Below are 22,574 nucleotides of genomic sequence, written 5' to 3' on the forward strand. Positions count from 1 at the left end.
TATTACAGCCACTCGATGCCCTCTATCCGCAACAATTTCATTTTCACCTCCAGACCTCCCGTGTAACCGGTCAGCTTACCTCCGGCCCCGACCACCCGATGGCAGGGGATAAAAACAGGAAGCGGATTACGGCCATTCGCCATCCCGACCGCACGACAAGCATTCTTATCTCCGGCCCTCTCGGCCAATTCGCCATAAGTGATCGTATACCCGTAAGGTATCGACCTTAAGAGTTCCCATATTTTCATTTGAAAGAGGGTCCCTTCCGGGGCTAAAGGTAAATCAAACACTTGAAGACGTTTATCGAAATAAGCGTCTAACTGACTTTTAGCTTCTCGAATCAGGGGAGTCTCTTTCATTTCAATCTCAGCCGGAGCCAACGATACCCGATCTCCTAACCATAACCGGACCAACCTCCCGTCCTTTTCAACAAGATAGTATTTTCCGATCAAACCGTTATAAGCGTATTTTGCTTGCATAAATCAATTTTTACGTTTTAAAGATACTACTTTTATTTACAATCGGAATATTCATTCGTCCTTTTTCAACCTCATCCCTATTTCTGATTCCGTCGGTCCGAACAGAAAAACAACAATTCTAAAAATATGGAACATATCTCTCCCGAATTAAAAAGGATTTTATATTTTTGTACCGGTAGAAAAAGAGTCCCGTAACGATTTAAAGACTCTTTTCCAAAAGAAATTCGGAAGAAAATCTCTTCCCTGAAAAAAATTATCGTGGATTTTGCAAATGAGTTAAATGAGCGTCAAAAAGAAGCCGTGCTTAACACGGAAGGGCCAACACTTGTCATTGCAGGAGCAGGCTCGGGAAAAACCCGTGTCTTGACCTACCGGATAGCTCAACTCCTAAGTAAAGGAGTTCCGGCTTATCGCATTTTAGCCCTTACCTTCACGAACAAAGCCGCCAGAGAGATGCAACGACGCATTGCAGCGCTTGTCGGACAAGAGCAGGCAGCCAATTTATGGATGGGGACATTTCACTCCGTTTTTTCCAAAATATTGAGAACGGAAGCCTCACACCTCGGTTACAGTTCTAATTTTACCATATATGACTCGCAAGACTCCAAGAACCTGATCAAATCCATTATCAAAGATTTACGACTGGACGACAAGGTATATAAACCGAGCGACGTACTCGGCAGGATATCCATGGCTAAAAACAACCTGATCATAGCTCAGGCTTATGCTCAATCGGCCAAGATTACAGCTGCAGACCAGGCTGCCAAAAAGCCGATGGTCAGTGAAATATACAAATACTATCAGCTTCGCTGCAAGCAAAGCGATGTCATGGACTTTGACGATCTGCTGTTGCAAACCAATATTCTTTTCAGGGATTTTCCCGAAATATTGGCCAAGTACCAGCAAAAATTCAATTACATTTTAGTGGATGAGTATCAGGACACGAACTACTCCCAATATCTCATCATCAAAAAACTGTCCGAGATACATAAAAATATATGTGTCGTGGGAGACGATGCCCAAAGCATCTATTCATTTCGGGGAGCCAGGATTGAGAATATCCTGAATTTCCGAAACGATTATCCGGAATATAAACTTTGTAAATTGGAGCAAAACTATCGTTCGACCACAACGATCGTGGAGGCTGCTAACAGTATTATCTGCAAAAACAAAGAACAGATACCCAAGACCATCTTTTCTCAAAACGAAGAGGGAGAGAAGATCCGCGTATTGAAAACGATGTCGGACAAAGAGGAAGGATTTCAAGTAGCGAACGAAATTTTCAAGTTAGCGCAAACCGAACAATCGGATTACAGCCATTTTGCCATACTCTATCGGACCAACGCTCAATCCAGAATCATGGAAGAGGCTCTTCGTAAAAGAAACATTCCGTATAAGATATATGGAGGGCTCTCCTTCTACCAGCGCAAGGAGATCAAAGACCTGTTAGCCTACTTACGGTTAACGGTAAACCAAAACGATGAAGAGGCGTTGAAGCGAATCATCAACTATCCGCGACGGGGTATCGGAGATACGACGATCGACAAACTGAAAGAAGTCGCAACCAAATACAACGTCAGTATTTGGACCGTACTCTGCAATCTAAATAAAATTCCCGGCATCCTGTCTGCCGGCAGCGTCAGCAAACTGAATCATTTCCGAGAGATGATAACAGGTTTTTCCCGATCGGCAGAAACAGAAAATGCTTATGAGGTAGTCTCTCAGATAGCAAAAGCCTCCGGAATAGTTGAAGACCTGGCAACGGATGATACACCGGAGGGGGTATCCCGAAAAGAGAATATCCAGGAATTATTGAACGCCGTTAAAGAATTCAGCGAAACGGCTTACAAAGAAGGAAGAGAAGATAAACTCCCGGCATTCTTAGAAGGTGTAGCCCTTCTGACGGATCAGGACAGTGAAAAACCGGAAGATCGGGAAAAGGTAACCCTGATGACGATTCACGCGGCAAAAGGTCTCGAGTTTCCCAACGTATTTATAGTCGGTGTAGAGGAAGATCTTTTCCCCGCTCAACAAAGTACATTCTCTCCAGCTGCCTTGGAAGAAGAACGACGCCTTTTTTACGTGGCTCTCACGCGGGCCGAAAAGCGGGTTTTAATCAGTTTCACGACTACTCGCTATAAAAACGGAAACATCGTCTATCCGAAACCCTCCCGGTTCATCGGTGAAATGAACCCGCTTTACCTGGATGGATACTTTGCCCCGGCCCGACCGTCATCCGAACTACCTGTTTTCAAAACGCCGGCACACACAGAAAGATATGCCAGAACAAACAAAACTCCTTTAAAAAACGTAGAAGTACCTGCAATAGATACTTCCAAACTGAAAATACTATCGACAGATGCCGTCGTTCCGGACATGGTTATTTTTCACCCTAATTTCGGGGCGGGAAAAGTCATTTCCCTCGAAGGATTGGGAGTAAACAGAAAAGCAAAAGTGTATTTTTCCAAACACGGTCAGAAGATTTTATTGTTAAAATTTGCAAAACTATACGTGCAAGAAGATTAATATTAATGACTTATAAACAATTTATATTATATTTGTCCCATATTCTATGACAATAACAGATAAAACTAAATTATTTCGGTAGAAATTTTCTTATTCCGAAGTTTCCAAAATCAATTTTAAAGTTTAAACATCCTATACATGGCATATAATTATAATACCCAAAGAAAGAAATTGATTCTTCCCGAGTATGGAAGAAATATTCAAAAAATGATAGATCATTTATCGACTATCGAAGACCGGGAAGAACGGACCCGTGCAGCCAAAACCGTAATCAGCGTCATGGGAAACCTATATCCCCATCTTCGGGATGTTCCCGATTTCCGTCATAAACTTTGGGATCATCTGGCCATCATGTCTAATTTCAGTTTGGATATTGATACTCCCTATCCTCTTCCGTCTATAGAGAAATTACACGAGAAACCCGAAAAATTAGAATACAATAACCACCATATCAAATATAAACACTACGGTTTGTTAACCGAAAAATTAATCCAAAAAATAAAAGAAACCGACGATCCCGAACTGAAGCGCGTTCTAACCGTACTGACGGCCAATCACATGAAAAAATCATTCCTGACCTGGAATAAAGATTCCGTCGAAGACGAGCAAATTTACAATGATATCAACACGTTATACGGAGGCAATATTGAGATGCCAGAAGGCATGACTCTCTCCCACTCTAAAGACCTCCTGCAAAAAAAAGGCAAACCAGCCAACAAACCCCAAGCCAAAAACGGGAATACAAACGGAAACAACAATAAAAAAATTCATTATAAAAAACACAATTAACTCCCTGCCTAAAAAATAACTTTGTCCGGAGGTAATAATCATATCCGGACACTCCGATTGAAATTTATACAGATGAACGTATTAACCCAAAGCTCATAATGGAGGTAACTCTTATTTTCGGAAGTAATATGGGTGACCGAAAGGCTGTCATTCAAGAAGCCATGAGGCTGATGGAAGAGATCGGGAAGATCCGCAGCATCTCCTCTTTATATGAAACGGCTCCGTGGGGATTCGAATCTCCCGATACGTTTTACAACCAGGCAGCCCTATATTCAACCTGCTTATCAGCTGAAAATGTATTGAAAAAATGCATGGAAACCGAAAAAATACTCGGCAGAAAACGCACCTCCTCCCGATATTGTTCCCGTACCATAGACATCGACATTTTGTTTTACGATTCATGCATCATACATACTCCTGATTTGGTTATTCCCCATCCCCGGATAACGGAACGAAATTTTGTCCTGACCCCGTTAAATGAGATCATACCGGATTTTATACATCCGTTAACCGGTAAAAAAATATCCGAACATTTTGCCGAATGTCCGGATTCCTTGCTCGTGTTAAAGCGGGAAGGTTAAACTCTTCTGATCTCCGCCCCGATTGCGTTCAATTTTTCGTCAATGTTTTCATAACCGCGATCAATCTGATCGATATTATGAATTACGCTTGTTCCCTGGGCAGAAAGAGCGGCAATCAACAACGCGATTCCGGCACGAATATCCGGAGAAGTCATTTTCGTTGCCCGCAACTGGGATTCATGGTTCTGCCCTATCACCGTAGCCCGGTGCGGGTCGCACAAAATAATTTTAGCTCCCATATCTATCAACTTATCGACAAAGAAGAGCCGGCTTTCGAACATTTTTTGATGAATCAGCACACTACCTTTCGCCTGAGTGGCAACGACCAGGAACACACTCAACAAATCAGGAGTCAACCCCGGCCAAGGAGCATCCGCAACGGTTAAAATGGAACCGTCAATAAAATCCTCAATCAAATAATGTTCCTGCCGGGGAATATACAGATCGTCGCCTCGTTCTTCCACCCGGATTCCTAAACGCCGAAAAGCCCCCGGAATAATGCCCAATTGCTCGATACAAACATCTTTAATCGTAATCTCCGATCGGGTCAGCGCCGCCAACCCGATATAGCTCCCGACCTCGATCATGTCGGGCAAACAACGATGACTGCACCCTTTTAAAGAGGCTACCCCTTCAATCCTCAACAAATTGGAGGCGATACCTGAAATTTTAGCTCCCATGGCATTCAACATCTTGCACAGCTGCTGGATATAAGGTTCGCAGGCAGCATTGTAAATAGTGGTTACCCCTTCCGCCAGAACAGCAGCCATCACGATATTGGCAGTACCTGTCACCGAAGCCTCATCCAACAGCATATAGGCCCCTTTCAATTTTTGCGCGGAAGCCTTAAAACACCCTTTCACGGCATCGTATTCAAAAGAAGCCCCCAAGTTCTCAAATCCTAAAAAATGGGTATCCAAACGACGACGTCCGATTTTGTCTCCACCCGGTTTCGGCACCAATCCATAACCGTATATGGCCAAAAGCGGACCAAGAATCATGATAGATCCCCGCAGACTTGCCGCTTTATTATAAAAATCCTCGGTGTCCAAATAGCCGAAATCAATATCCGAGGCCTGAAAAGCATACTCTCCTTTACGAATCCTCTCTACGGACACGCCCATTCCTCGTAATAATTCTATCAACTTCAACACATCCAATATTTCCGGTACATTACTGATCGTCACCCTTTCTTTTGTCAACAAAGTTGCACATATCACCTGTAATGCCTCATTCTTTGCTCCCTGAGGGATAAGTTCTCCTTTTAAACGCTTTCCTCCGACAACTTCAAACTTGCTCATTCGTATACTTCATTTTAATTACAACGTATGCGTAAAACTATTAAAAAAACAAACGCGAACAAAATAAGCCTAACTTTAAATTTGCTGTAGCAAAATTATATGTATACATTTGTAAAAAACATATTGCTGCACAAATAAGATTAATCTTTAAAAAAAACAGTATGAGAAGCTTCTTAAAGTATACATTAGCAACAATCGTCGGTATCGTCATCGTACATATTTTTTTCTTTTTTATACTTATCGGGATGATCGGTGCCATTGCCAGTATGTCGACCACAACCGTTACCATCAAAGACAATACGATATTAAAACTCTCCTTACAACATGCCATACCCGACAAAGCATCGGATAATCCGATTGAAAATTTCGATTTCAAATCGTTGACCCCCAGCAAACTGATGGGACTGAACAACATATTGAAAAGTATTTATCAAGCGGCCGGAGACAGCCGGATCGCCGGTATTTATATGGATCTTACCGAAATCAACTCGAACTTCGGTGGATTGGGAAGTATAGAAGAAATACGTAATGCCTTAATAGATTTCAAAAAAAGCGGAAAATTTATTTATAGCTATTCCAATCTGGGATATTCGCAAAAAAGTTATTATTTGGCATCCGTCGCCGATAGCCTTTTTGTCAATCCGGAAGCCCCGCTCTTACTGACCGGAATGAGCGCAGAAGTCGCATTCTATAAAGATCTGCTGAAAAAAATAGGAGTAAAACCGGAGGTCATCCGGGTGGGTAAGTTCAAAGCCGCCGTAGAACCGTTTATGGAAGATCACATGAGTGAGGCTAACCGGGAACAAATACAAACCTACTTGAACTCGTTATGGAATACTCAAATACAAGGAATATCCGAAGCCCGGCATATTCCGGTGGAGAAAATCAATCGACTGACCGACAACTTCCGGGTATACACGACACAAGAGTTCGAGCAAGAAGGCTTTTTCGACGGGACGATATACGAGGACGAGATGTTGAATAAACTGAAAAGGGCCTGCGGACAGGAAGCCAACCAAAAAGTAGAGATAGCCTCATTACCGGATTATTTCAAAAGTTTAGCTCCTAACCTCGACTTCACGGCCGACAAAATAGCTGTCATTTATGCCCAGGGAGAGATCGGTTTCGAACAAAACTCAAACACGATCGGGCCGGAGTTAGCCAAAACGATCCGAAATGCCAGAGAAGACCAAAGCATCAAAGCCATCGTTTTGAGAGTAAATTCCCCGGGAGGAAGTGCCTTAACTTCCGAAATCATCTGGAGGGAAGTCAAATTAGCCGCCAACGCCAAACCATTCATTGTTTCCATGGGCAACGTCGCGGCCTCCGGAGGCTATTACATCTCATGCGCCGCCGACACGATCGTCGCCGACCCGATGACATTAACGGGCTCCATCGGTATTTTCGGACTTCTATTCAGCGGGGAAGAACTGATAAAGGATAAATTAGGTATCTCTACCAACGTCGTAAAAACCAACGAACACAGCGACTTCGGAGGCGGTTATCCCCTTCCTCTTCCCGTAAGCTCCAGGCCACTTACCTCTTACGAAAGAAACGTTATGCAAAATTATATTAACCGGGGATATGATACCTTTTTAAGTCGGGTTAGCGAAGGACGCCACATGAGTAAAGAGGCAGTCGATGAAATCGCCCAGGGGAGAGTCTGGACGGGTACCGATGCCCTCAGAATCGGGTTAGTCGATATTCTCGGCGGTTTGGACGACGCCATACGCATTGCAGCCGACAAGATAAAATCAACCCAATACCAAATCGTAGAACTGCCAACGAGTAGAAATCCGATAGAAGAGTTGATTTTAAATCTTTCGGAGACAGTAAAGAACCAAATCATAAAATCCGAATTAGGGGCATACTACGAACTGTATACGACCCAAAAAACATGGTTAAGTATACAAGGAGCCGTCGCACGTATCCCTTACAACGTATCATTCAACTGAAAACAGTAAGGTTCAATTACTAACTTTAAAAATCTGCATAGTGGTTAAATATCTTGTCCTATGGCCTTTAAGCATACTTTACGGATTAGGCGTAAGTATCAGGAACCGTTTGTTTAATCTGGGTCTTCTCGAGTCAAAAGAGTTCGATGTTCCCATCATCTGTATCGGTAATATCACGATCGGAGGCACGGGAAAAACACCCCACACGGAATCCATCATTAACGTACTTCAGAAAGACCATCGCGTAGCCTGTTTAAGCCGGGGATACAAGCGCAAAACGTCTGGATACATATTGGCGACAGAAAATTCCACGGCAGACGAAATCGGAGACGAACCCAAGCAAATAAAAAATAAATTTCCGGATATCACGGTTGCCGTCGATGCCGACCGAGTCAGAGGGGTGAAAAAACTACAACAATTACCCAATCCTCCGGATATCATTATTCTTGACGACGGATTTCAACACCGATACGTGAAAGCGGATATCAATATCCTGTTGATCGATTATAACCGTCCTATTTATAAGGATCATCTCCTTCCCTTGGGACGGTTACGCGAACATCACAGCGCTTTGGAACGGGCCAATTATGTCATCATCACCAAATGTCCCTCCAATATCACTCCGATAGAAAAAAGAATCATCTATAAAAATCTGAAGCTAAAAGCTTATCAGGAACTGCTGTTTACCACCATGAAATACGGGGAAATTACCCCGTTGGACGGCAAGAGTAAATACCTAAAAAATAATAATAGCGTCGTCTTATGCGTTACGGGGATCGCACAACCGGGCCCCTATCAGGAACATTTGAAAACGCTTTTCGGACAGGTCTCTTTTTTAACTTTTCCGGATCATCATCGTTTCACGAACAACGACATACAGAAAATCATTCAGGAATTCAATAAAATTGATCAACCGGACAAGTACATTTTCACAACGGAAAAAGACGCAACCCGCTTGGTTTCATACGAGTTTCCCGATGAAATTAGGGAACGTATGTTTTATATACCTATCGAACCTGAATTTTTAACTTCCAAAGATCAACTCATCAAAAATATACACAATTATGCTAAGCAAAATAAAAGAAAGTAAAGATTTTATCTATCCTTTTTTAGACGGAGAATATTCGATAGGTATCATCCTTGGTACGGGCTTAGGAGAACTCGGAAAATCCATTAAAATAAAACAGGCTATCCCTTACGCGGAAATTCCCAACTTTCCGGTATCGACAGTCGAAGGGCATCAAGGTAAACTGTTGATCGGCCAATTCGGTAATAAAAACGTGATCGCCATGCAGGGACGCTTTCACTTCTACGAAGGATACAGCATGAAGGAAGTTACTTTTCCCGTGAGAGTGATGCACGCCTTAGGGGTGAAAACATTGTTCGTTTCCAATGCGGCAGGCGGAGTAAACACCAACTACCTGGTAGGAGACCTCATGATCATAAAAGACCATATCAATCTCTTCCCGGAACATCCGTTACGGGGAAAAAACATGGAGGAGCTGGGCCCACGCTTCCCGGGCATGACCGAGGCTTACAGTAAAAGATTAATCTATTTGGCGGAAGAGATCGGCAAGAAACTGGATATTAAACTACAAAAAGGTGTATACGCCGGCTTGCAAGGGCCTTCTTTCGAGACACCAGCAGAATATAACTGGATAAGAGTCATCGGAGGAGATGCCGTGGGCATGTCTACGGTACCTGAGATTATTGTAGCCCGGCATATGAATATGGAATGTTTCGGTATGTCGGTAATCACCAATAGTACAGCTAACGAAGAGCTGATAAAGACAAATCACGAAGAGGTGCAAGACGTGGGCAATCACGCGCAACCCCGAATGACTGCAATTTTCCGGGAAATGATCAACCAATTATAATAAAATGACGGTAATACCGTCATTTTTTATAATTCTCCAATTGCAACATGATTTGAGCAGCTCCCCGGGCATCGCTCAGCGCTTCATGGTGATTTAACGCTATTCCGAAATAATCACACACCGTGTTCAAACGATAATTCGGTAACTCTTTTATATATCTCCGGGTTAACTGATAGGTACAATAATGTTGGGGTAAACGGGTATAAATATCAGCTCTCTCCAAACAGGCTTTCAATACCCGCATATCGAAACTCGCGTTATGGGCCACCAACGCATCCGTATCCAAAAAAGAGGCAATCTCTCCCCAAAGCTCTTCAAATAAAGGAGCATCCGCAACCTGCTCGGGGGTAATTCCATGTATATCTATAAACTTCCGGTAAAAAAAGTAAGGCTCAGGCTTTATCAAACGGAAAAATTCATTTACGATTTTTCCGTTTCGTACCTGAACCAGACCGATAGCGCATGCACTTGTCGGGTAACGATTGGCAGTTTCAAAATCAATAGCCGTAAAATCTAACATGAATACCGTAAATTCCCGTCAACACTTTTTCTTCATCATTATTCCAGCCCCGAAGCGCCCGGTATCTCCCCGGTCTCCCCGGTAAGAGAAAAAACGATCCCGATTACAAACCGTACAAATACGGGCTACTTCAATATAACCGGAACATAAACCGGCCTCCGTCAACTCCCTGCGATTAGCTTCCCACAAATCGAAATTGTATTTCCCATGATTTTCCCCCGACTCTACCAAGTCTTCCCAGCGATTCAAATTTTTCCGGACGATCTCGACAACCTCTTCGCCCACTTCAAAACAACACTTCCCGATAGAAGGTCCTATGCCGGCTCTTATGTCTTTAGGATTACATCCGAACTCTTTTTCCATCCGGGCGACGACCCGAGAGGTAATCTTCCCCACCGTTCCCCGCCATCCAGCATGAATCGCCGCAATCACGCGCCTCTCCGTATCGTAAAGTAAAATAGGTACGCAATCGGCGGCTAACACCATCAAACAAACCTCCGGCAAAGCAGTAATCAAGGCATCTGTCTCCGGCAAACGGGTTTCCCGTTCTCTTCCCCCGCACCCGATGCTATTTTCAAGCACGACCTCGACATGGGTCGTATGTTTTTGTTCCCCGGTCGTCAACGTCGATAAATCCACTCCCACTTCCGACAATAACAGTTGTCGATTCTTCAATACATTCTCTCTCTTATCCTCCTCTGTAAAACCGATATTTAAAGAAGACTGCCCTCCACGACTGACACCACCTTCACGACCGGAAATAAAATGCACAAGATGAGAACAACTCCCCAATCCCGTAAACCGATAAACAGGTATATTATTATGAATACTCCTCTTCAGCATAAATAACTCTTTTAGGCGGCAAAGTTATAAAAACACCCCAAGAAAAACTCACGAAAACAGAACAATTTCTCTTTGGAGAACGTACTTATCACAAACTAAAAAGTAAGAAAAATGTGGCAAGAATTATGTAAAATGAGGGCTGAATACCTCGATAAATATAACATTAAAGCTCAAGGCTATCCCTCTCGTTTAGTGGAAACATTACTCTACGAGATTGCCAGATTAGAAGGAATTACAGTTAAAAAGCAAGATTTTCTGGATGTTCTCAACGAAAAAAATACCCCGGAACGAATAACCGAATGGGACATTTACAGAATAAAAGATTTGGAATCCGCCTTTTTGTATCTTGTCAGATGTTCCAAACAACAGAAAAAATTTTCTTCGGAATTCGTACGGGATGTCAGCGCCTTGGTAATGAAACACACGGGAAAAGAGGAGACAACCACCGTCGGCCGATACGATACGTCACTGGGTGATTTCCGCTTGGGAGAAGAGTACTACGAGGAAGGAGTGCTCTCCGATTATACTCAAATTCCGGATATGCTTGACAAATTATGCAAGAAAGTTAATGAAGAGTTGGATCAGGTGCACGATATCATGACGGTAAAATTAGGAGCCCGTTTCCACTATCGCTTCCTACACATCAAACCGTTCGGAGAGGGAAATATCGAGGTGGCCTTGCTGTTGATGAACTACATCCAAATGTTATTTAACGAACCGCTCATCGTTATTCCGGGAGAGGATAAAGCCAAATACCTTTCAGCTTTAAAGATGCAAAAAGACAAACCTACACCCGAAATCTTCGAGGAGTTTGTTGGTAAAGAATTACTCGAGTCTCTACAAAAGGAATTATCTTAAAGAGGAGCATATTGATAAGCAAAACCGTTCGAAGGCGGAAGTGGATAAACCCATTTTCCGCCTTCGATTATTATAAACGGATCAACGACAAGTATCCCGACTTTTATTCCGTATTCGTCCGAACGAATTCAGGAACTTTTCAAAGAGATAAAAAAAAGTCAATGAAATTCTTTGTGATTTATAATGAATGGACTATCTTTGCTGGCCGTTAAAGTAGAAACAAATTTAAAATTATATACGAGATGAAAAAGGGCATACATCCTGAAAATTACAGATTAGTAGCATTTAAAGATATGTCTAACGGAATGACTACTATTACCAAGTCAACAGCCGCAACAAGAGAGACTATTGAAATTGATGGAGTAGAATATCCTCTGATTAAGATGGAAATTTCCAACTCTTCACACCCGTTTTATACCGGTAAAATCAAATTGATCGACACCGCAGGACGTGTCGATAAATTCATGAACCGTTATAAATCACACATGGAAAACAGAAAAAAATAATCGTTCAGATACGATATAAAAAAGTCGCTTATTAAAAAATAAGCGACTTTTTTACTATTTAAAGGTCCTGAATTCACGGGTATCTTCGAAAACTCGATCGATAATACGTTTTTCCACGTCATCGAAAACTTTTCCCCGTCTTTTCATCACAGCTTCTGCCGTAACCGTAAATTGACGCATTTGATGCTCTACAAAACCGGAAGCCCCTCCCCAGGAAAAAGAAGGGATAAAATTCCTCGGAAAATCGGAACCGAAAATGTTAGCCCCTACACCTACAACGGTTCCCGTATTAATCATCGTATTGATTCCCATTTTCGAATGATCTCCCATGATTAAACCGCAAAACTGCAAACCCGTTTTCCGAAAATGCCGGGTGTCGTAATCCCACAGCTTAACCTCTACATACGTGTTCTTCAAATTGGAATTATTCGTATCCGCACCCAAATTACACCACTCGCCTATAACCGAATTTCCCAAAAAACCATCATGCGCTTTATTGGAATACCCGATAAACACGACATTATTCAATTCCCCGCCGCATTTGCAGTAAGGCCCCAAAGTCGTTGCTCCATAGACCTTCGCTCCCATATTTAATACGGCATGCTCACACATGGCTAATGGCCCCCGGATCAATACTCCCTCCATGATTTCCGCTTCCTTACCTATGTACACCGGTCCGGCGTCCGTATTAATCGTCGCGTACCGGACAACAGCCCCCTCTTCCAAAAAGACAGGATACTTTCCGTGTACCCGTACGCTATTTTCCAAAATAGCGCTCTTTCTCCCCTTTGTCAACAAATCGAAATCAAGAAGTAATTCCCCGGCATTATAAGCAAAAACATGGTAAGGATAAATTATCCTCGTGCATTCTCCCGAATATTCCAGGGAACGGAATGCGGCGAACTCCTCTTTTCTTAACCTATCAGCCACCTGTTTACCGCCTCGCACGGCAATCACGACTCCCTGTTCTCCGAACAACAAATCATTCGATTCCAAACGACGAACAGCAGCAACTAGGTCCGCATTTGCACATACGGAGGCATTTATCCACAAATTATCATCCTCCGTCCGCAAAGGATATTTCTCCTGAAGATAATCACTTGTTAAATAGGAAACGGAGTTATTCAACCTTCTTTCCCACTTCTCTCTGAGCGTGAGAATACCTACCCGAATCTCGGAAACCGGACGGGTCAAGGTAAGAGGCCTTAACGTACTCCAACTTTTATCATCAAATAAAATGGTATTCATTCGTATTGTCTAATTATTCTATGACAAAAATAACAATTGCTTCCATTACTTCCCGTATTACAGGAAAAAATCTTTGGCACAGGAATTGCCCTGTATAGAATCGTCTCAATTCAAATGAATCGTTGACAAAATGTCAGTCATTCGTTTTTATCACAAACGAGACAGAAGGTGAAGAGGAGTGTAAATACAAAAAACAACTAAAAAGGAAGATAAGGAGATCATAATGAACGAAATAAACTTAGACGACATATTATCGGAAAATATACAGGAAGAACATCAGGACTTATTACAGATATTAGGAGATGAAAAAGAATTGCTGAACGAATCGATTAATATACCTGACACACTGCCAATATTACCGCTTCGGAACACCGTGTTGTTCCCGGGTGTAATTATTCCCATCAATATCGGCAGGGAAAAATCCCTGAAACTGATCAAATATGCTTATAAACAAAGCGCCATGATCGGGGTGATCGCCCAAAAAGACACCAACACGGAAAACCCGGCACAAAACGACCTGTATTCTATCGGTACCGCCGCATCCGTTTTGAAAATATTAGAGATGCCGGATGGAACAACAACGGCAATCATTCAGGGGAAAAGAAGATTCCAGTTGGAGGATATCCTGTACGATGAGCCCTATCACGTGGGGAAAATTATAGTAAAAACGGAAGAAGTTCTATCTAAAAACGATGAAGAATACAATGCTATTTCCGACTCGTTGAAAGAGATGGCTATGAAAATCGTAAAGTATTCCAGCAATATTCCCAATGAAGCCGGCTTCGCGTTGAAAAACATCGAAAGCATGCTTTTCCTGATCAATTTTATCTCATCCAATACGGACATTGACTATCGAAATAAACAGGAACTGCTGGAGATTGACAGTATAAAAGAACGGGCGATAAAACTGTTGGAACTGCTGAGTAAACAGGTCAGCATTTTAGAGTTGAAGAATGATATCCAGAAAAAAGTAAAATTCGATCTGGATAAACAACAACGGGAATATTTCCTGCATCAACAAATGAAGACCATTCAGAACGAATTGGGTGGGAATTCCGTTGATGATGATATTCAGGAACTGGAAGAAGCAGCCAAAAAGAAAGACTGGGGGAAAAACATCCAGGAATTCTTTGAAAAAGAACTACAGAAATTACGAAGACAGAATCCTTCCATGCCGGATTATTCCGTGCAACTGAACTATTTGAAAGAATTAACCGAGTTACCGTGGAACCACTATTCGGAAGATAACTTCGACTTGCAGAAGGCTTCGGAAATATTAGACAGCGATCACTACGGCCTGGAAAAAGTAAAAGAACGAATCCTCGAATACTTAGCCGTATTGAAATTAAAAGGAGACATGAAATCTCCGATCATCTGTCTGTACGGCCCCCCGGGAGTAGGAAAAACTTCTTTAGGAAAATCCGTAGCCAGGGCTTTAAACCGGGAATTCGTCAGGATGTCGTTAGGAGGACTGCACGATGAATCGGAAATCCGCGGGCACCGTCGTACCTACATCGGAGCCATGCCTGGACGGATCATTCAGGGAATAAAAAAAGCCGGGACCTCAAATCCCGTGTTCATTTTGGACGAGATCGACAAAGTCGGACAGGACTTTAGAGGAGACCCCCAATCCGCCCTCTTGGAAGTATTGGATCCGGAACAAAATTCAACTTTCCACGACAACTACTTAGACGTGGATTACGATCTGTCCAAAGTGATGTTTATCGCAACGGCAAATGATATTTCCACCATAGCTCCGCCCCTACGCGACCGAATGGAGATGATCGAGGTTAGTGGTTATCTGATGGAGGAAAAAATTGAAATTGCCAAACGGCATTTGATCCCGAAACAGTTAACCAATCACGGGGTAAAAGCAGAAGAGGTAGAATTTAGCGATACTATTTTAAATTACATCATCGATAAGTATACCCGGGAATCCGGAGTACGCAATCTGGATAAAACATTAGCTAAAATTATGCGTCAGGTGGCCAAACACGTCGCCCTTGATCCCACTTTCTCGATAAAGCTCTCCAAAGAAAGCGTAAAAGAATACCTGGGGACTCCCATATTCACGCAAGAAGAGTACCAAGGGAACGAGTTGCCGGGTGTCGTTACGGGATTGGCATGGACAGCCGTCGGTGGAGAAATCCTTTATATCGAATCCAGTATCAGCAAAGGAAAAGGGATGTTAACCATGACCGGCAGCTTGGGAGAAGTCATGAAAGAATCCGCCACCCTGGCCTTAGAATATATTAAATCGCACGCGGAGGAATTAAACATAGACACCGCATCTATCGAAGAGCATAATATCCATATACATGTTCCTGCCGGAGCTGTCCCTAAAGATGGTCCTTCCGCCGGAATTACCATGGTAACCTCTTTAGCGTCTTCCCTCACGGGAAGAAAAGTAAAAAAAGCGTTAGCTATGACCGGAGAGATTACTCTTCGCGGCAAAGTGTTACCCGTCGGAGGAATCCGCGAAAAAATCTTAGCCGCCAAACGAGCCGGTATTAAAGAAGTCATCCTGTGCCACGAGAACAAAAAAGATATCGATGAAATAAAGAAAGAATATATCAAAGGTATTAAATTCCATTTCGTCGATCATATACGGGAAGTTTTACAAATTGCCTTACTCTAAAATAGAAACGGCCTTTCCGGGTGGAAAGGCCGTTCTTATTTCTTCACGACTCTTTACCCCTCCTCATGTCGCACTCCATTTTCATCATTCAATCCCTTCGTAAGAGTCTTCACTAACTTATATTTATTGAAAAATTCACCAAGAATCACCCTCAAAACCGTATAACCCGGAATCGCCAATATCATACCCGGAATACCGGCAATGCTACCGGCTATCAAAATCACAAGAAAGATCTCCAACGGATGGGCATGGACACTGTTCCCGTATATCAAAGGCTGCAATACCGTGTTATCAATCAATTGAGTAACAGAGAACACAATCGCCATGTATACAAGTAAAGGAAACAGCGCCGTATAAAAATCCATATCAAGATGCGTGGCTATTCCCACAACCAACCCAAAAACAGCGCCGATCAAAGGGCCGATATAAGGGATCACGTTTGTAATTCCCGTCACCAAACCGATCACCACCGCGGTATTAAATTTCAGTCCCACGATGGAAAGCCCAAGGATGTTCAATCCCATCACAATGATCACTTCGAAGATAATACCTACAAAATAACGAACGAGCAATTTCTGAATAGAATCCAACGCTTTTTTCGTTCCTTCCTCATATTGAGTGGGTACAACAGCCAAAAGCATTCTGGAAAACAGCTTGCTATCTTTCAGAAAGAAGAAAGTAATGAAAGAGATTGAAAACAGGGCGATAAAAATGCCGCTGATCGTCCCCGCCAATGAACCGAACAAATTTTTAACCCTGCTAACATCCACCAAAGAACTTAAGTTTTTCTCAATATAATCTTTTATATCCTGATCGTTATCGATAATACCAAAATGCTTCAAACCGCGCTCAGCATCCGCTAACGGAGCATCAAGCTGATTCACTATATTGGCAATGCTCAGATCACTCAACGACTGAAATTCCTGACTCGCCATAGGAATAACCGTATAAAAGAAAAGAATAAAAACCACCCATATACACACTAAGGTCACAGCAGCCTTCAATGAATCGGAAAGAGCGTATCCCCGTATTTTTATACGACCTAACAAATCTATAATCGGCCTTCCGAGAAAAGAGATCACCACAGACACCAAAATATAGGCAATAATGGACGAAAAGTACCAACACAGAAATGCGATGATGGCTAAAATTATTCCTCCTAAAAGATATTTCCCTAAACTATTCATATCTCACGTTCCATTTATTCTATCTTTATACGAAACAAAATTAGATAAATTAATCGGTCCTTTCCCTCTTTTTACCATTTTTCCGTCATTTCGATAATGTGATGTTTACGAATAATCAACATTCCATGGCGATCTCCCGTTATTCCCGGAGCTAACCTGTAAGGAAATACAGGCTTGTTACCTTCCCTCCGGGTCGGAAACAAACAAAATTCACATTCGCACAATCCTTTTTTAAATCTTCCCCCGGCGTTTTTGGTGTTTCGGTCAAATGCCTTCGTAAGAACCAACGTACCGTCATATACATCCTTTACATTCGTACCGCGGAACAATCCATCGAAAATAACAACCACACCAGAACGACGACTTACCTGGTCCACGCTCTCTCTCTTCGGGAAAAACAAACCCGATACTTTTCGCAACCCTTCCAACTGAAATATAAACATCCAACCTATAATTACCTCCGAAATCTCCCTCTTCATTGTAAATCTAAAAATTAATTACTTGATATCAAAATCTATTTACAGTCGAATTCAAGCGGTTAAGATAAACAGACCGAATCGCGAACACTTTTCCATCCTATAAAAACTATCTATCGGCACATAAATAAATATTATTAACAATAAGAATATTATATTAGAAAACATTTTTATCTTTATTACGTTTTTAAGTTATTATAAACTCATTTTCGATTATGCTGAAAAAAGTTTGGAGGTTATACTACGACGGATTTAAAAATATGCCCCGATGGGGAAGAAATCTATGGCTGATCATTTTAATCAAGCTATGTATCATGTTTTTAGTGCTCAAACTATTTTTTATGCCCAATTACTTAAATTCTAATTACGATACTTTTCAAGAAAAAAGTGATCATGTATTTGAAGAATTAACCACAAAACCTTAACATTATGTTCTTTCACCTAACAACAACTTCTTTAGTGGAATGGTCACGTTGGCAATTTGCCATGACTGCGATCTACCATTACATGTTTGTTCCGTTAACATTAGGATTAGCCTTAATGCTTGCCGTTATGGAAACCATCTGGGTTCGTACAGGAGATCAACGCTGGTTAGATGCGACTAAGTTCTGGATGAAACTTTTCGGAATCAACTTTGCCATTGGTGTAGCTACCGGCCTAATCTTAGAATTTCAGTTCGGAACCAACTGGTCGAACTACTCCTGGTTCGTGGGGGATATATTCGGGGCTCCACTCGCTATCGAGGGGATCCTCGCTTTCTTCTTGGAATCGACCTTCGTTGCCGTCATGTTCTTTGGATGGAACCGGGTCAGCAAACGTTTCCACCTGCTTTCCACATGGATGGTTTTTGTAGGGGCAAATATTTCCGCCCTGTGGATATTAGTTGCCAATGCCTGGATGCAAAATCCGGTCGGCATGGAATTTAACCCGTTGACAGCCCGGAACGAAATGGATAATTTCTGGGCCGTACTTTTATCTCCAACGGCCATAAGCAAGTTTTTCCACACGGTAACTTCCGCTTATACCCTCTCGGCCTGTTTTGTCGTGGGGATCAGCGCTTGGTTTATATTGAAAAAAAGACATCTCGAATTTGCCCGTAAAAGTATAATTTTAGCTTCCGTCTTCGGACTGATCAGTATACTTATTACCATTTATACCGGTGATTCCAGTGCTCAGGACGTGACAAAAACACAACCCATGAAATTAGCCGCAATGGAAGGCTTAAACGAAGGAGGACGAGGTGCCGGGTTAACCGTTATCGGCCTTCTGACCGATGATCCGGCACTGCCGACGACTCGCATGAAAAAAGTTTCGTACGGAATCCATATCCCCCGGATGCTATCGTTTTTGGGATACCACAAAGGAGACGCCTACATTCCCGGTATTCAGAACATTCTGGACGGATACACTTCGGAAGAGGGTAAGACCTATCCTTCGATCGAACAGCGTATGGCTAACGGGCGCATGGCCATTCAGGCTTTGAAAGATTATAAGCAAGCCGTAAAAGAAAACAATCCGATTGCAGCAGACAGTACTTTAAAGTTATTCAGGGCTAACTACGCAGACTTCGGATATGGCTATCTTAATTCCCCGTACGATACGATCCCTTCTGTTCCCCTCGTATTTTACAGTTTCCGTATCATGGTGGGGTTAGGCATGTTATTCGTTCTTTTATTCGTTCTTTCACTTTGGTACGCTAAAAAAAGAAAATTCGATAAATTCAAAGTCATACCCTACCTGGCTCTCGCTTGTGTTCCTTTGGCTTACGTGGCTTCGCAATGCGGATGGATCGTTGCCGAGGTCGGACGCCAGCCTTGGGTCGTACAAAATCTTTTACCTACCAACGTGGCCGTAACTAAAATTACGTCCAACTGGGTGATAACGACGTTCTGGATGTTTGCCATACTCTTCACGGTACTACTCATTGCCGAACTGAGAATCATGGGAAAACAGATTAAAAAAGGACCGGAAGGCGATTAAACGGATGAAAATCAGGCGATTTAAGCTTTCAAATCTCCTTGTTATCAATCTCTTAATCACGAAATCAATGAATCTTAAATTGAAAGAATTATGGAATTTTTACAACATTATTGGTGGATTTTAATATCGTTACTCGGCGGATTGCTGGTATTCCTGTTATTCGTCCAAGGAGGACAAACCCTACTATACACGATAGCCAAAACAGAAGACGAACGAAATTTACTCGTCAATAGTCTTGGCCGGAAATGGGAATTCACGTTCACGACCTTAGTCGTATTCGGAGGTGCTTTTTTTGCCAGTTTCCCTCTCTTCTATTCAACGAGTTTCGGCGGAGCTTATCTCGCATGGATGGTCGTACTTTTCTGCTTCGTCATGCAAGCCGTCTCTTACGAATACCGTAGGAAAGCAGGTAATCTATTGGGAGAAAAAACATATAATGTCTTTTTGATCATTAATGGAGTCATCGGGACCATCTGTATCGGGGCGGTAGTAGGTTCCTTCTTCACGGGTAATCCCTTTTCATTGGGAGTGATGAATGACGTAACCTGGATGAGTCCTTGGCGAGGGATAGAAGTACTATTCAATATTGCCAATCTCTGTTTGGGATTCGCCATTTTTTTCTTGGCTCGCACTTTAGCAGCCCTCTATTTTATTAATAATATCGACCATCCGACCATTTTCAACAGAAGCCGGAAACAAGTCCTTTATAATGCGGTCCCGTTTGTCGTGCTTTTGTTGGCGTTTCTTGCCATTATTTTATTAAGTAAAGGTTATGCCATCGCGGAAAACGGAGAGATCGTTCTCGTGCAATACAAATACTTCCATAATCTGATCGAGATGCCTGTCAACACGATCATTCTTTTGGTCGGAGTTGCAGGAGTCCTTTTCGGTATCGTCAAAACATTGTTCTCGGAGAAATGGAATAAAGGGATATGGTTCTCGGGCATAGGAATCGTTTTGGCTGTAATTGCCCTGTTCATTCTGGCGGGTTTCAACAACACGGCTTTCTATCCGTCGTATACCGACCTAAACTCTTCCCTAACCATATATAAGGCCTCCTCATCCCATTATACGCTGAAAGCCATGTCATATGTCTCCCTGATATCGCCTTTCGTGATCGCGTATATTTTCTATGCTTGGAGAGCATTGAATAAAAAACAGATCGATTTGAAAGATATACAGGAAGATCATCACGCGTATTAATCTTTGCAAATTGTAGATTGTAAATCTAAAAAAATTGGTATTCGATTTACAATCTACAATTTACAATCTAAAATCGCCAATCCTTTTAATCATTGAATAATTATAGATTACAGATACGACGAATTGTCCCAGCAATGCGTGCAAAGATCCTCTTTCGGAATGCCGATGGCTTTTACCAGATCATCCAAACGCTGGAACTTCAACGAATCCAATCCCAAATGTTGTGCCATCACCTCCAGCATCTTTTTATATTGCACCGAATCGGGATCGGTATAAGGTTTCAGAATCTCTTCCGTCAGATCGGAGGTTCCCTCCAGATCGCGGATTACCCGACGGGTAAACAAATCGAAATTTGAGCGGGAAGATGAAAAATTCAGAAAGACACAAGGGTAAACCAACGGAGGACAAGCGATCCGCATATGTATCTCTTTCACCCCGCATTCCCGCAATTTGACGACATTATCCTTCAACTGAGTGCCGCGAACAATAGAGTCATCCAAAAATAAAATCCTGGCTCCTTTTGTAAAAGCCTCATTCGGCAACAATTTCATCTTAGCGACCAAATCCCGCATACTTTGATTTTGCGGCATAAAACTACGCGGCCACGTGGGCGTGTATTTCACGAAAGGACGCTTGTACGGAATCTTCCGGGCATTGGAATAACCTATGGCATGGCCTACTCCGGAATCAGGAATACCTGCCGCAAAATCTACCTCCACGTTATCATGCGCGGCAATAGCGGCCCCGCAACGATAACGGGCATCCTCCACGTTAATTCCCTCGTAATATGAAGAGGGATAGCCGTAGTATACCCAAAGAAAAGAACAAATCTGTTTCCTGCAACCCGGTGTTGTCACCTGAGTAATACCGTCCCGACTGATTTGTATCGCTTCCTTAGGTTCTAAATCCCGTACAATCGTGTAACCTAAATTGGTAAAAGAAGAACTTTCACTCGCCACCACATAACCGTTATCGTTCTTTCCCAAAATAATCGGGGTACGACCATACTTATCCCGGGCGGCATAAATTCCGGTTTCCGTCAAAATCAAAAAAGAACAGGACCCCTTTACCCGGCTATACACGTTCTCAATTCCTTCTTTGAACGTGTTTCCCGTATTAATAAGCATGGCCACCGCTTCCGTTTGGTTGACGGTAGAGCTCGAAAGCTCTGCAAAATGCTTCTTTTCACTCAAAAAACATTTTTCAATCTCATCCAAATTATCTATCCTCCCCACAACTACAACGGAAAAACGTCCCAAATGGGAAATCACCGTAATCGGCTGAGATTCCATATCGCTAATTACCCCGATCCCCAAAGAAGAACCCTTGAATTTATCCAACTCCGGTTCGAACTTATTCCGGAAATAAGCACTTTCCAAACTATGGATAGAACGGGTAAACTCCTGCCCGTTGTAAAAAGCCATTCCGGCTCTCTTCGTTCCTAAATGAGAATGATAGTCCGTGCCGTAAAAAACATCAGCAACACACTCTTTGCGAGAAACGCACCCAAAAAATCCACTCATAAATTATCGTCATAAATTAATTCGTACGCAAAAATATAATAATTTTCGAAGAGAAAATAAGATTGCGATAAAAGAAAAAGCCGT

20 protein-coding genes are annotated in these 22,574 nt (G+C 42.4%); 12 read left to right on the plus strand and 8 right to left on the minus strand.

What is annotated here, in order from left to right; translation table 11 throughout:
* Positions 1–2: 2 nt before the first annotated feature.
* Positions 3–479, minus strand: a complete 477-nt coding sequence (locus tag BN3283_RS10650; RefSeq protein WP_041505541.1) for a methylated-DNA--[protein]-cysteine S-methyltransferase — start codon at positions 477–479, stop codon at positions 3–5.
* Between the two features lie 258 nt (positions 480–737).
* Here BN3283_RS10650 and BN3283_RS10655 point away from each other — a divergent pair, with 258 nt between their 5' ends.
* From BN3283_RS10655 to folK, 3 genes are all read left to right on the plus strand, one after another.
* A complete protein-coding gene (locus BN3283_RS10655) occupies positions 738–3,005 on the plus strand; it encodes an ATP-dependent helicase (protein WP_286137644.1) in 2,268 nt (755 codons plus the stop codon).
* A 138-nt stretch (positions 3,006–3,143) separates the two neighbouring features.
* Positions 3,144–3,794 carry a DUF4290 domain-containing protein gene (locus tag BN3283_RS10660; RefSeq protein ID WP_041502833.1) on the plus strand — a complete coding sequence of 217 codons (651 nt, stop codon included), beginning with the start codon at positions 3,144–3,146 and terminating at the stop codon, positions 3,792–3,794.
* Between the two features lie 98 nt (positions 3,795–3,892).
* Positions 3,893–4,375, plus strand: coding sequence for a 2-amino-4-hydroxy-6-hydroxymethyldihydropteridine diphosphokinase (gene folK, locus BN3283_RS10665; RefSeq protein WP_041502832.1), 483 nt, complete (start codon positions 3,893–3,895; stop codon positions 4,373–4,375).
* On the opposite strand, the gene murA is transcribed toward folK, so the two are convergent.
* Positions 4,372–5,676, minus strand: coding sequence for a UDP-N-acetylglucosamine 1-carboxyvinyltransferase (gene murA, locus BN3283_RS10670; protein ID WP_041502831.1), 1,305 nt, complete (start codon positions 5,674–5,676; stop codon positions 4,372–4,374). The two genes, folK and murA, sit on opposite strands and share 4 nt — an antisense overlap.
* 161 nt (positions 5,677–5,837) lie before the next feature.
* Between murA and sppA the strand changes: the two genes are divergently transcribed.
* The 3 genes from sppA to BN3283_RS10685 are packed head-to-tail and all read left to right on the plus strand — an operon-like array spanning position 5,838 to position 9,508.
* Positions 5,838–7,631, plus strand: coding sequence for a signal peptide peptidase SppA (sppA, locus tag BN3283_RS10675; protein WP_059026629.1), 1,794 nt, complete (start codon positions 5,838–5,840; stop codon positions 7,629–7,631).
* A 40-nt stretch (positions 7,632–7,671) separates the two neighbouring features.
* Complete coding sequence (lpxK, locus tag BN3283_RS10680) at positions 7,672–8,721, plus strand: tetraacyldisaccharide 4'-kinase (protein WP_350308232.1); 1,050 nt, start codon at positions 7,672–7,674, stop codon at positions 8,719–8,721.
* The gene (locus BN3283_RS10685; RefSeq protein WP_041505537.1) at positions 8,696–9,508 is read left to right on the plus strand and encodes a purine-nucleoside phosphorylase; all 813 of its coding nucleotides are present in this window, start codon (positions 8,696–8,698) and stop codon (positions 9,506–9,508) included. Before lpxK ends, BN3283_RS10685 begins: the two co-directional genes overlap by 26 nt.
* A 19-nt stretch (positions 9,509–9,527) precedes the next feature.
* Here BN3283_RS10685 and BN3283_RS10690 read toward each other — a convergent pair whose 3' ends face one another.
* Both BN3283_RS10690 and pgeF read right to left on the minus strand, forming a co-directional pair.
* Positions 9,528–10,028, minus strand: coding sequence for a 3'-5' exonuclease (locus BN3283_RS10690; RefSeq protein ID WP_041502827.1), 501 nt, complete (start codon positions 10,026–10,028; stop codon positions 9,528–9,530).
* A gap of 18 nt (positions 10,029–10,046) precedes the next feature.
* Positions 10,047–10,871: a peptidoglycan editing factor PgeF gene (gene pgeF, locus BN3283_RS10695; RefSeq protein WP_041505536.1), complete on the minus strand. Its 825-nt coding sequence runs from the start codon at positions 10,869–10,871 to the stop codon at positions 10,047–10,049.
* Positions 10,872–10,982: 111 nt separating this feature from the next.
* Between pgeF and BN3283_RS10700 the strand changes: the two genes are divergently transcribed.
* Positions 10,983–11,729 carry a Fic family protein gene (locus tag BN3283_RS10700; RefSeq protein WP_041502825.1) on the plus strand — a complete coding sequence of 249 codons (747 nt, stop codon included), beginning with the start codon at positions 10,983–10,985 and terminating at the stop codon, positions 11,727–11,729.
* 242 nt (positions 11,730–11,971) lie between these two features.
* The gene (locus BN3283_RS10705; RefSeq protein WP_041502824.1) at positions 11,972–12,235 is read left to right on the plus strand and encodes a type B 50S ribosomal protein L31; all 264 of its coding nucleotides are present in this window, start codon (positions 11,972–11,974) and stop codon (positions 12,233–12,235) included.
* A gap of 54 nt (positions 12,236–12,289) precedes the next feature.
* Here BN3283_RS10705 and BN3283_RS10710 read toward each other — a convergent pair whose 3' ends face one another.
* Complete coding sequence (locus BN3283_RS10710; protein ID WP_059026631.1) at positions 12,290–13,483, minus strand: GlmU family protein; 1,194 nt, start codon at positions 13,481–13,483, stop codon at positions 12,290–12,292.
* 223 nt (positions 13,484–13,706) lie between these two features.
* On the opposite strand from BN3283_RS10710, the gene lon reads away from it, so the two are divergent.
* A complete protein-coding gene (lon, locus tag BN3283_RS10715; RefSeq protein WP_059026632.1) occupies positions 13,707–16,121 on the plus strand; it encodes an endopeptidase La in 2,415 nt (804 codons plus the stop codon).
* Between the two features lie 53 nt (positions 16,122–16,174).
* Here lon and BN3283_RS10720 read toward each other — a convergent pair whose 3' ends face one another.
* Positions 16,175–17,308, minus strand: a complete 1,134-nt coding sequence (locus BN3283_RS10720) for an AI-2E family transporter (RefSeq protein ID WP_041502821.1) — start codon at positions 17,306–17,308, stop codon at positions 16,175–16,177.
* Positions 17,309–17,379: 71 nt separating this feature from the next.
* Complete coding sequence (locus BN3283_RS10725; RefSeq protein WP_059026633.1) at positions 17,380–17,787, minus strand: hypothetical protein; 408 nt, start codon at positions 17,785–17,787, stop codon at positions 17,380–17,382.
* A 212-nt stretch (positions 17,788–17,999) separates the two neighbouring features.
* On the opposite strand from BN3283_RS10725, the gene BN3283_RS10730 reads away from it, so the two are divergent.
* The 3 genes from BN3283_RS10730 (at position 18,000) to BN3283_RS10740 (ending at position 20,967) form a co-directional block, all read left to right on the plus strand.
* Positions 18,000–18,209, plus strand: coding sequence for a DUF4492 domain-containing protein (locus BN3283_RS10730; RefSeq protein ID WP_041502819.1), 210 nt, complete (start codon positions 18,000–18,002; stop codon positions 18,207–18,209).
* A 4-nt stretch (positions 18,210–18,213) separates the two neighbouring features.
* The gene (locus tag BN3283_RS10735) at positions 18,214–19,764 is read left to right on the plus strand and encodes a cytochrome ubiquinol oxidase subunit I (RefSeq protein ID WP_059026634.1); all 1,551 of its coding nucleotides are present in this window, start codon (positions 18,214–18,216) and stop codon (positions 19,762–19,764) included.
* A 90-nt stretch (positions 19,765–19,854) separates the two neighbouring features.
* Positions 19,855–20,967, plus strand: coding sequence for a cytochrome d ubiquinol oxidase subunit II (locus BN3283_RS10740; RefSeq protein ID WP_059026635.1), 1,113 nt, complete (start codon positions 19,855–19,857; stop codon positions 20,965–20,967).
* A 107-nt stretch (positions 20,968–21,074) separates the two neighbouring features.
* On the opposite strand, the gene BN3283_RS10745 is transcribed toward BN3283_RS10740, so the two are convergent.
* Positions 21,075–22,490, minus strand: coding sequence for an amidophosphoribosyltransferase (locus tag BN3283_RS10745; RefSeq protein WP_041505533.1), 1,416 nt, complete (start codon positions 22,488–22,490; stop codon positions 21,075–21,077).
* Positions 22,491–22,574 lie beyond the last annotated feature (84 nt).

It is taken from the genome of Gabonibacter massiliensis (genome assembly GCA_001487125.1).
In the GTDB taxonomy this organism is placed as follows: Bacteria; Bacteroidota; Bacteroidia; order Bacteroidales; family Marinifilaceae; genus Gabonibacter; species Gabonibacter massiliensis.